This window comes from Deltaproteobacteria bacterium GWC2_65_14, from assembly GCA_001797615.1.
Lineage (GTDB): Bacteria > Desulfobacterota > Deferrimicrobia > Deferrimicrobiales > Deferrimicrobiaceae > GWC2-65-14.
This window is the reverse complement of the sequence record MGPV01000056.1, coordinates 1-10,361: the sequence shown is the minus strand read 5'-3', so window position 1 is coordinate 10,361 and position 10,361 is coordinate 1. Positions and strand designations below refer to the sequence as shown.

General features: G+C 67.6%; 10 protein-coding genes and 1 pseudogene (1 of these 11 running past the window's edge). 10 read left to right on the top strand and 1 reads right to left on the bottom strand.

The features are described 5' to 3' along the window. Positions 1–579 (bottom strand): annotated as a pseudogene (locus A2X88_05410) (NAD(P)-dependent oxidoreductase) (it extends 951 nt beyond the left edge of the window). A gap of 129 nt (positions 580–708) precedes the next feature. Between A2X88_05410 and A2X88_05405 the strand changes: the two are divergent. The 10 genes from A2X88_05405 (at position 709) to A2X88_05360 (ending at position 9,977) form a co-directional block, all read left to right on the top strand. Beyond that, on the top strand, positions 709–1,938 hold the full coding sequence (locus A2X88_05405) for a hypothetical protein (GenBank protein OGP33333.1): 1,230 nt from the start codon (positions 709–711) through the stop codon (positions 1,936–1,938). 34 nt (positions 1,939–1,972) lie between these two features. After that, entirely contained in the window at positions 1,973–2,311 is a 339-nt protein-coding gene (locus tag A2X88_05400; GenBank protein ID OGP33332.1) for a hypothetical protein, read from the top strand. Then, positions 2,308–3,708: an MBL fold hydrolase gene (locus A2X88_05395; protein OGP33331.1), complete on the top strand. Its 1,401-nt coding sequence runs from the start codon at positions 2,308–2,310 to the stop codon at positions 3,706–3,708. The genes A2X88_05400 and A2X88_05395 overlap by 4 nt, the downstream gene beginning before the upstream one ends. Before the next feature lie 11 nt (positions 3,709–3,719). Beyond that, positions 3,720–4,601: a hypothetical protein gene (locus A2X88_05390; GenBank protein ID OGP33330.1), complete on the top strand. Its 882-nt coding sequence runs from the start codon at positions 3,720–3,722 to the stop codon at positions 4,599–4,601. Then, positions 4,598–5,554 (top strand): cytochrome c oxidase subunit II, encoded by a 957-nt coding sequence (locus A2X88_05385; protein ID OGP33329.1) that lies wholly within the window; start codon positions 4,598–4,600, stop codon positions 5,552–5,554. Before A2X88_05390 ends, A2X88_05385 begins: the two co-directional genes overlap by 4 nt. A gap of 85 nt (positions 5,555–5,639) precedes the next feature. Beyond that, on the top strand, positions 5,640–7,241 hold the full coding sequence (locus A2X88_05380) for a cytochrome c oxidase subunit I (protein OGP33328.1): 1,602 nt from the start codon (positions 5,640–5,642) through the stop codon (positions 7,239–7,241). Between the two features lie 32 nt (positions 7,242–7,273). Beyond that, positions 7,274–7,867 (top strand): cytochrome C oxidase subunit III, encoded by a 594-nt coding sequence (locus A2X88_05375; protein ID OGP33336.1) that lies wholly within the window; start codon positions 7,274–7,276, stop codon positions 7,865–7,867. 8 nt (positions 7,868–7,875) lie between these two features. After that, entirely contained in the window at positions 7,876–8,160 is a 285-nt protein-coding gene (locus A2X88_05370) for a hypothetical protein (protein OGP33327.1), read from the top strand. Positions 8,161–8,202: 42 nt separating this feature from the next. After that, positions 8,203–9,063: a hypothetical protein gene (locus A2X88_05365; GenBank protein OGP33326.1), complete on the top strand. Its 861-nt coding sequence runs from the start codon at positions 8,203–8,205 to the stop codon at positions 9,061–9,063. Next, positions 9,060–9,977: a protoheme IX farnesyltransferase gene (locus A2X88_05360; protein OGP33325.1), complete on the top strand. Its 918-nt coding sequence runs from the start codon at positions 9,060–9,062 to the stop codon at positions 9,975–9,977. The genes A2X88_05365 and A2X88_05360 overlap by 4 nt, the downstream gene beginning before the upstream one ends. The last annotated feature ends 384 nt before the right edge of the window (positions 9,978–10,361 follow it).

Below are 10,361 nucleotides of genomic sequence, written 5' to 3'. Positions count from 1 at the left end.
CCGGATCGAGATCGGCTGCGACTCCGTCCCGACCCACCGCGGGGTGACCATCAGGGGAAGCCGGTCCACCAGGTACCGGAGGATCTCGAACGACCCGCTGCCGGCGCCGATCACCATCGCCGCCCGCAGGGTGGTGACCGGCACGGGGCCGGAAGCGAGGATCTCCCCCACCTCGGCCCGGGAGCGGAGATGCTCGCTCATCCCTCCGCCCGGCTCGACGAGCCCCCCGAGGTAGATTATCCGGGAAAGTCCGGCGCTCTCGGCGGCCCGCGCCATGTTGCCCGCGCCGTCCCGGTCGGCGGACGAAAAATCGTGCTGGCCGGGGACCATCGAGTGGACGAGGTAATAGGCCGCTTCACATCCGGAGCAGGCCCTGCGCAGCGATTCGGCGTCGTGGACGTCCGCCTCCGCCAGTTCGACCCCGTCGTCCGCGGCGAAGGGCCGGAGGCGAAGCTTGGACACCGACCGTCCTGCCGCGCGGACGGGGAACCCCATCGCCCGAAGGCGCGAAACGAGGCGGGCTCCGACATACCCGGTCGCCCCGGTGACCAGGATAGGCTTCACGCCCCCGGGTTCCATGCCATGGGAACTCCTCCCGTCCGGTCCGGGGAGGGGCCGGGTCACGTGCGGAAAGCTCCGGCGGGCCCGAAATCCGGAAACCGAATGTGTACAATAGGATTCTATATCATTGAAGGAAAGGGTGAACGGATGACGCCCCGGTTGCTTTCCCTGATGCTGGCAATCGTCCTGTCCGCGGGATGCGCTGCGGGACGCTACGCCCAGGGCCCGCACGAGGAGGTTCCCTACCCCCCGAAGGAGAAACCGAAGGCGGAGGAGATCCGGCATGTTCCCACCGGCCTTGAGGTCTCGATCGAGGGGGCGATGGAGATGCTCTCCGGGGCCCGGCTGATCTGCGTGGGGGAGACCCACGACAACATCCATGCCCACCGGGTGGAGCTGACCGTGATCCGGGAACTGCACAACCGGTTCCCGGGGCGGGTCGCCGTCGGCATGGAGATGTTCCGCGAGCCCCAGCAGGAGGCTCTCGACCGGTGGACGGGGGGGGAGCTCTCCGAGCTCGAATTCCTGAAGGAGTCGAAGTGGTACGACAACTGGGGCTCCGACTTCGGGTACTACCGGGAGATCCTGCGGTTCGCGCGGGAGAACCGGATCGACGTCGTAGCGCTGAACCCCTCCCGGGAGCTCCAGGAGGCGGTGAGCCGCTCCGGGCTGGACAACGTGTCGGAGGAGCTCCGGGCGAAGCTTCCCGAGATGGGCCCGCCCGACCTATGGCAGCGGGCGGCGATGAGGGGGATCTTCGGGGGCCACCTTCCCACGGAGGGGATGTTCGACTCCTTCTTCCGGGTGCAGGTGCTGTGGGAGGAGACGATGGCGTCGAGGATCGTCGACTACCTGAAAAGCCCCCGGGGAGAAGGGAAGAAGATGGTGATCCTCGCCGGGGGGTGGCATGTCCGGCACGGGTTCGGGATTCCCAAGAAAGTGATCCGGCGGATGCCGATGCCCTATGCCATCCTCCTGCCGCAGGAGATCGAGGTCCCCGAGGAGAAGCGGGACCAGATGATGGAGGTGGAGCTTCCCCGGAGTCCGCTGCTGCCCGCCGACTTTTTCTGGTACGTCCCCTACGAGGACCTCGAAGGGAAGCGGATGCGGCTGGGGGTGCGGATCGACTCGCACGAGGGGCGGGTGGTCGTGCAGAGGGTGGAGGAGGGATCCCCCGCGGAGAAGGCCGGCATCCCGGAGGGGTGCGAGATCGTCTCCTTCGACGGGAACCCGGTCACCGACACCACCGACCTCTTCTACTGGATCGCGGAAAAGCGGGAAGGGGACGTAGCGATCGTGGTCTACCGCCTGGACGGGGTGGAGCGGCAGGCGGAGGTCACCTTCTTCCGGATGCCGAAGAGGAAAGCGCACCGGTGACCGTCGACACGCCGGGGATTATACTGGGGGAACGATGCCGTTTCTGGTCCGGATGATGGCGAACGCGGTGGCGATCCTGCTGATCGCCTACCTGCTGCCCTCGGTCCTCTCCACGGACGGGGTGATGGCGGCGCTCGCGGCCGCCTTCGTCCTGGGGCTGGCGAACGCCGTCGTCCGCCCGCTGTTTATCCTGCTTACCCTTCCGATCACCGTCCTCACCCTGGGAATCTTCCTGCTGGTGATCAACGGGCTGCTCCTCTGGGGGGTCTCCGGGCTCGTCCCCGGCTTCCATGTCGGCGGGTTCTTCGGGGCGGTCGCCGGGTCGGTGCTGATCAGCCTGTTTTCCGCGATGCTGACGAGCGTGGTTACGTGACCCTCCGCGTCGAATTTCTCGGAGGCGCCCGGGAGGTCACCGGCTCCTCGATCCTCGTGCGGAGCGGCCGCGGGACCTTTCTGGTCGACTGCGGGATGTTCCAGGGAGGAGCGGAGAGCGACCGGAAGAACGCGAGGAAGTTTCCGGTCTCCCCCTCCGAGGTCGACTTCGTGCTCGTGACCCATGCCCACATCGACCATACCGGCCTGCTGCCGAAGATCGTCCGGGACGGCTTCCGCGGAAGGATCTTCGCGACCGCGGCGACCGCGGACCTGATGGGGATCATGCTCCCCGACTCCGGACACATCCAGGAGAAGGAGGCGGAGTGGAGGGGAAATCGCCGGAGGCGGGCGGGGAGGCGGGACGGGGCGCCGCTCTACACCGAGGCGGACGCGCTGGCGGTGCTCCCCCGGATCGTCCCGGTGAAGTACGGGGAGGAGGTATCGCCCGCGCCCGGGATCCGTGTCCGGTTCCTGGACGCGGGGCATATCCTCGGGTCGGCGATCCTGTCGGTCACGGTGCAACACGGCGGGACGGAGCGTCGGCTGGTCTTCTCCGGCGACCTCGGCCACCGGGGGCTTCCGATCGTCCGCGACCCCACCCCGGTCGACCGGGCGGATGCCGTGGTCCTGGAGTCGACCTACGGGAACCGGGTGCACAAGGGGATGGAGGATACGATCGGGGAGTTCGAGCACGCCGTGACCGACACCCTCGGAAGGAAAGGGGGAAACGTGGTCATCCCCGCCTTCGCCGTCGGCCGCACCCAGGACATCCTCTATCTTCTCGCGGAGCTGACCCGCCGGGGGAGACTCTCGGGGCTCACCGTACATATCGATTCCCCCCTGGCTGCGGAGGCCACCCGGATCACCCGGCGGCACCCGGAGTGCTTCGACGAGGAGACCCGGAACGTGTACGCCTGGTGGGAGAAGAACCCCGGCGCGCTGAAGGTCGTCCTCACGAAGAGCGTCCAGGAGTCGATGGCGCTGAACTCGCTCCGGGGGGGCGGGATCATCCTCGCCGGGAGCGGGATGTGCGAGGCGGGAAGGATCAAGCACCACCTCAAGCACAACCTGTGGCGGAAGGAGTCCAGCGTCGTCATCGTCGGGTTCCAGGCGCAGGGGACGCTGGGGAGGAAGATCGTCGAGGGGGCGAAGCGGGTCCGGATCTTCGGCGAGGAGGTCGCCGTCGCCGCCGACGTCTACACGATCGGGGGACTTTCCGCGCATGCCGACCGGGACGACTTGCTGGCCTGGGCCGGCGGCTTCCGGTCGAAGCCGGGCCGGGCCTTCGTCGCCCACGGGGAGGAGTCGGTGTCGCTGGGGTTCGCCGGGGCGCTCCGGGAGCGGTTCGGATGGGACGCCGACGTCCCTTACCCGGGCCGGCCGATCGAACTGTAGGGGGAGAGGGGATGGGGCGGGTGCGGGGAAACCGAAGCAAAAGATCCTGGTGGGTGCGTCTCGCGGGGGCACTCCTCCTGGCTTCCGCCTGGGCGCTCCTCGCCCCCGGGGGGCTTTCGGCGCACACCCGGGAAGATCCGCAGGACGAGATCCTCCGGTCGATCGGCGTGGACGAGCACCTCGGGGACCGGGTGCCCGGGGACGCCACGTTCCGAGACCATACGGGGAAGATCGTCCGCCTCGGCGACTATTTCGGAAACGGGCCGATCCTCGTGACCCTGAACTATTACACCTGCCCCATGCTCTGCCCCCTGACCCTGCAGAACCTCCTCGACACGGCGAGGGAGATCGGGGGGATCTCCCTGGGGGACGACTACCGGATCCTGACGATCAGCATCGACCCCGGCGACCGGGTCGAGACGGCCCGCGCCAGGGCGGGGGAGATCCACTCCCGGATGGAAGGGACGGCGGATCCCGCCTCGCGATGGCCGTTCCTGGTCGGGGACGAGGAGGCGATCGGTGCGGTCACCCGCGCCGTCGGCTTCCGGTACCGGAAGGTGGGGGCGGAGTTCGCCCATCCCGACGTGAACATCCTCCTGACCCCGGAAGGAAGGATCTCCCGCTACCTGTACGGGGTGGAGCAGGACCCCACGACCCTGAAGCTGGCGCTGATCGAGGCGGCCGGCGGAAAGATCGGGAGCTCCGAGGTCCTGAACCGGGTGCTCCTCTACTGCTTCCAGTACGACCCCGCGGGGAGACGGTATGCCCTGTATGCGCGGAACATCATGAAGGCGGGAGGCGTCCTGACGCTGGTGCTGCTCGGGGCCCTGTATCTGGTTCTCTGGAAACGCCGGGAAAAGCTGCCGAAACCGGCGTTGGGGGGGGGAGGATGACGAGCGCATTCGCGGCGCAGGAGGCGGTCTCCCGGACGGCAGGGCAGGTCGATGCCCTCTTCTGGTTCATCTTCGGGATCTCCCTCTTCTTCTTCCTCCTGGTGGAGGGGCTGCTGATCGGATTCGCGATCCGGTACCGGAGGCGGAAAGGGGAGGAGGCGGTGGCCACCTCCGACGTGAAGGGGAGCTTCCTGCTGGAGGCGATCTGGATCCTGATCCCCTCCCTCGTGGTGCTGGCCTTCTTCCTCTACGGCTACGTGGTCTTCCGGGAGATGCGGTCCCCCCTGCCCGGCGCATCCGACATCCAGGTCGTCGCGAGGCAGTTCCTGTTCGAATTCCGGTATCCGGACGGCCGGTCGACCGTCGGCGAGCTGCGCGTGCCGGTCGGGAAACCGGTCAAGCTCATCCTCTCCTCCGAGGACGTGATCCACAGCTTCTTCCTCCCGGCGTTCCGGACCAAGCAGGACATGGTGCCCGGCCGGTTCACCTCCCTCTGGCTCGAACCGCAGCGGGAGGGGACCTTTGAAATTTTCTGCGCCGAGTATTGCGGGGTCGGCCATTCGGGCATGCGGGCGACGCTCCACGTGATGCCGGAGGCCGGGTATGCTGCCTGGGCCGCGGCGGGAAGCGGGAGCGGCACGGCCTCCCCGGCGGAGCGGGGGAAGGCGCTGGCGGAGAAGTCCGGATGCCTGGGATGCCACTCCGTCGACGGAACGGCGAAGATCGGCCCCACCTTCCGGGAGATCTACGGCCGCCGGACGGTCCTTTCGGACGGACGGGAGGTGGCCGCGGACGAGGAGTATCTCCGGGAGTCGATCGTGGACCCGGGGGCGAAGATCGTGAAGGGGTACCCGAACGTCATGCCGACCTTCAAGACCTCCCTCTCCCCCGACGACATCGCGGATGTCGTGGTCTACCTGAAGGGGATCGGGGGGAAGGAGGGGAGGAAATGAGGCGGCCCCCGGGAGACCGGTTTCGCATCGCCATGCCCGGAAAGGTCATCGCATACGGTGAGAATCCGGGAACGGGGGTGAGGCGGTGAGGGAAGAGGCGGGCGGGAACCGGGGATACCTCGAAAAGAAGGGCTTCTGGTCCTGGGCCGCGACCCACGACCACAAGCGGATCGGGGTGATGTACCTGTGCACCACCCTCTTCTTCTTCCTGATCGGGGGGATCTTCGCCCTTCTTCTCCGGATCAAGCTCCTCTACCCCGGGCAGGAGATCTTCAGCGCTTACGTCTACAACGTGCTGTTCACCCTGCACGGGTCGGTGATGATCTTTCTCTTCATCATCCCCGCCATCCCGTCGGGGCTGGGGAACTTTTTCATCCCGCTCCAGCTGGGAGCCCGGGACGTGGCGTTCCCCCGGATCAACCTGATGAGCTACTGGGTCTTCGTGGCGGGGATCCTCGTCATCCTGGCCTCCCTCCTGCGGCCGATGGATACCGGGTGGACCTTCTATACCCCGCTTTCGGCGAAGACGGCGGCGGACGTCACCCTCCTCTCCTTCGGGATCTTCCTCGTCGGGATGTCCTCCATCCTCACCGGGCTGAATTTCATCGTGACGATCCACACGATGCGCGCCCCGGGGATGAGCTGGCACAGGATGCCCCTCTTCCTCTGGTCGATGTACGCCACCAGCATCATCCAAGTGGTGGCCACGCCGGTCGTCGGGATCACCTTCCTGCTCCTGGCCATGGAGCGGCTCTTCGGCATCGGCTTCTTCGATCCCACGAAGGGGGGCGACCCGATCCTGTTCCAGCACTTCTTCTGGTTCTATTCCCATCCCGTGGTCTACGTGATGATCCTCCCGGCCATGGGGATCATCTCGGAGGTGATCCCGGTCTTTTCCCGCAAGCCGATCTTCGGGTACAAGGCGATTGCCTACTCCTCGGTGGCGATCGCGCTCTTCGGCTTCTTCGTCTGGGGGCACCACATGTTCGTGAGCGGGATGTCGGCCACCGCCGCCATCATCTTTTCCCTGCTCACCTATTCCGTCGCGGTCCCGACCGCGATCAAGGTCTTCAACTGGATCGCCACCCTCTACCGGGGGTCGATCACATTCGAGGCCCCGATGCTCTACGCGCTCACCTTCATCTTCCTCTTCGTCGTCGGGGGGCTCACCGGGATGTTCCTCGGAGCGCTGGGGACCGACGTCCACCTCCACGACACCTATTTCATCGTGGCCCACTTCCACTACACGATGATGGGGGGTACGGTGATGGGGCTGCTCTCGGGGCTCCATTTCTGGTTCCCCAAGATCACGGGGAGGAGGCTGAGCGAGAAGCTGGCGCGGATCGGCTGGGCGCTCATCTTCGTCGGATTCAACGTCACCTTTTTCGTCCAGTTCATTCTCGGGTTCGAGGGGATGCCGAGACGGTACGCCGAATACCCGGACCGGTTCCAGTCGCTGAACGTCGTCTCCACCGTCGGGTCGTGGCTCCTCGCCGTCGGGATCCTGGTCATGTTCTGGAACTTCATCCGCGGGCTTACCCGGGGCAGCCCGGCACCGGCGAACCCGTGGGGAGGGCTGACACTGGACTGGGCGACCGCCTCCCCGCCGTCGACGGAGAATTTCGAGGAGATTCCGACCGTCTCCGACTGGCCCTATGGGTACCGGAAGAAAGAGGGAGGACGATGAGCTACCGTTCCCCGGACACCGAAACGGCCGGGATGGAGGCCGCCGCGGGGCATGGGCATGCCGACCCGGCGCAGGCCCGTGAGGCAGCCACCCTCGGGCTCTGGACCTTCCTGGCGACCGAGGTGCTCCTCTTCGGGGGGCTCTTCACCGCCTACGTCGTCTACCGGATCCGCTACCCGCGGATGTTCCACGAGGGTCACCTGAAGCTCGACCGGGTTCTGGGGTCGGTGAACACCCTGATCCTCATCTGCAGCAGCCTGACCGTCGCCCTGGGGATCGTAGCCATCCGGCGGGGGAAGGTGCGGCACCTGCGTCGGTACCTCGTCCTGACGATCCTTCTGGCGGCCGGCTTTCTCGGGATCAAGGTCGTGGAGTACTCCGACAAGTTCGCCCACGGCATCCACCCCGGCACCGACATCTTCTTCTCCCTCTACTTCATGCTGACCGGGCTCCACGGCCTCCACGTGATCGCCGGAATGGTCGTGCTCGGCGCGGTCGCGGTGCTCGCGGGGCGGGGGATGTTTTCCGAGGGCTACCACACCCCGGTGGAGCTCTCGGGGTTATACTGGCATTTCGTGGATCTTGTCTGGATCTATCTCTTTCCGCTGCTCTACCTGGTCGGATAGGAGGCGCCATGGAAACGATACGGAACGGCTTGTCCGGCACCCGGGTCTACGTCGCCGTGTGGGCCGCCCTGGTCTTGCTGACCGGGATCACCGTGCTGGTCTCCTATGTGTACCTCGGGATGATCAACGTCGCGGTGGCCCTGATCATCGCATCGGTCAAGGCGTCGCTGGTCGCCCTGTTCTTCATGCACCTGAAGCACGAAAGCCGGCTCGTGTGGGGGTTCGCTCTCACGCCGATCCTGTTCCTGGTGATCATCATCGCGGGGACGCTGTCCGACACCCTGTTCCGGTAGAGGCCGGACGGGGGACGCGCGGCGAGAAACGGGAGGGAGGCGATGCTCGGGAAAGCGACGGTCGGTCTGCTCTTTCTCCTGCTGGTGTGGGGGAACCTTGTCGCGGGATTGAAGGCGGGGCTGGCCTGCCCCGACTGGCCGCTCTGCCACGGGAAGATCCTTCCCCCCTTCCGCGTCGACATCTACATGGAGTTTTTGCACCGGGTCCTTGCCGCCGTCGCAGGGGGCGCGCTCCTGATCCTCTCCCACCTCCGGTTCCGGGCCTACCGGGGAGGGGCCAGGGCGGTGCCGCTGCTGGCGGTGGCCCTGCTGGCGGGAGAGATCGTCATGGGGGGGCTGGTCGTCCTGCTGGAGCTTCCGGTCCAGCTCACCACGGTCCATTTCCTCACGGGGCTGCTGATCTTCCAGCTCGCCTACTACATGATGGCCTTCGACGGGGTCTCATCGCTTCCCGCCTTCTCCGCGCGGGGGTATCCCGCCCTCTTCCTGGGGCTCGGGGGTCTGGTGCTGCTGCTGGCGGCCCTGGGGGCCTACGTCCGCCATGCCGGGGCGGGGCTTTCCCTCCCCGACTGGCCGACCTCGCTCGGCGGCCTCGTGCCCTCCGTTCTCTCCGGAGGGGTTCTGATCCAGTTCTCGCACCGGGTCCTGTCGGTCCTGGTCCTTCTGACCATCATGGCCCTCTACGCCGCCTCTCGGCTGGATCCGCACCTGGGCCGGCACAGGAAGCATGCCCGGGCGCTGCTCCTGCTGATCGCGGCACAGGTCGCGGTCGGCGGGCTGGTGGTGCTGACGAAGCTCCACTTCCTTTCGGCGGGGCTGCACCTGGCGGTCGCCCTCGCGATGCTCCTGCTTCTGGAGCGGATGTGGATCCTCGAGGTCCGGGCGGAGGAGGCCGCGCCGTGAGGACGGTTGCGATCCTCTCCGGGAAGGACCGCAGGGCCGAGGCGAGGGGATTCACCGACCGGATCGGGTCGGCCCTCCTGATCGCCAAGCCGGGGATCGGCGCCGGGGTGGCGGCGGCCGGTTTGGCGGGGATGGTCCTCGGGCGGGCGGGAGTCCCGGATCCGGGAATCCTCCTGGTCTGCCTGGCGAGCATCCTGTCGGCCGCCTCCGGCTCCGCGATCGTCAACGGGCTCCTCGACGCGCCGATGGATGCCCGGATGCCCCGGCTCTCCGGGCGGGTCGCCGCGATGGGGCGGGTCGGGACGCGGGGGGCGGCCCTGCTCGCGCTCGTCCTGATCGCCGCCGGCCTCCTCCTGGCGCGCAGGTACCTGAACGGGACCGCCGCGCTGCTGCTCCTCGCGGCCGTCCTCTCCTACACGGTGCTCTATACCCTCTGCCTCAAGAGGCGCTCCCCCTATGGGACGATCCCCGGGGGGATCCCCGGAGCGCTTCCCGTCCTGATCGGCTACTCGGCGGTCGCGGGGCATGTCGGCCTGGACGGGTGGATCCTCTTCCTGGTGATGCTGCTGTGGCAGCCGCCCCATTTCTGGGCGCTGGCCCTCAAGCACCAGGACGAATACCGGGAGGCGGGGGTCCCGGTGCTCCCCGTGGCGCGGGGCGAGCCCTACACCCGGGTGATGATCTTCGTCTACGCCGTGGCGCTGCTGCCGATGAGCCTCGCCCTGTGGGCCTTCGGGTACTGCTCTCCGGCCTTCGCGGGGGTCGCCGCCGTCCTCTGGGGGCTCTTCCTCCTGGCGTCCTACCGCAACGTCGTGGTCCGGAGGCGCTACGGCAGGGCCTTCGGCGCGTCGATCGCCTACCTAATGGCGCTGCTCGCCGCCCTCGTCCTGGACATCACCCTCCGCGCGCTGTAACCCCCAAGAACCGGGACGTTCCTAAGAAGTGGCTGCGCCCGCGGCGCGCCCCGTCGCGGGGGCGCCGGGGATCGGCTGCGCCGCCTCGGAAGGGGGCTTCGCTCCGAGTGCCCTCCGCTGTCGGAAGATCCTTTTATCTCCGCTCATCCCCCCTCCTTCGGCTGGCTCCGCCCATGGCGCCCCGTCGCGGGGGCGCCCGGGACGGGCTTCGCATCCTCGAAGGGGGGCTTCGCTTCGACCGCCCTCCGCCCCCGGTCCTTTCTTTTTATCTCCGCTCATCCCCCCTCCTGCGGCTTGCTGCGCCCGCGGCGCGCCCCGTCGCGGGGGCGCCGGGGATCGGCTGCGCCGCCTCGGAAGGGGGCTTCGCTCCGAGTGCCCTCCGCT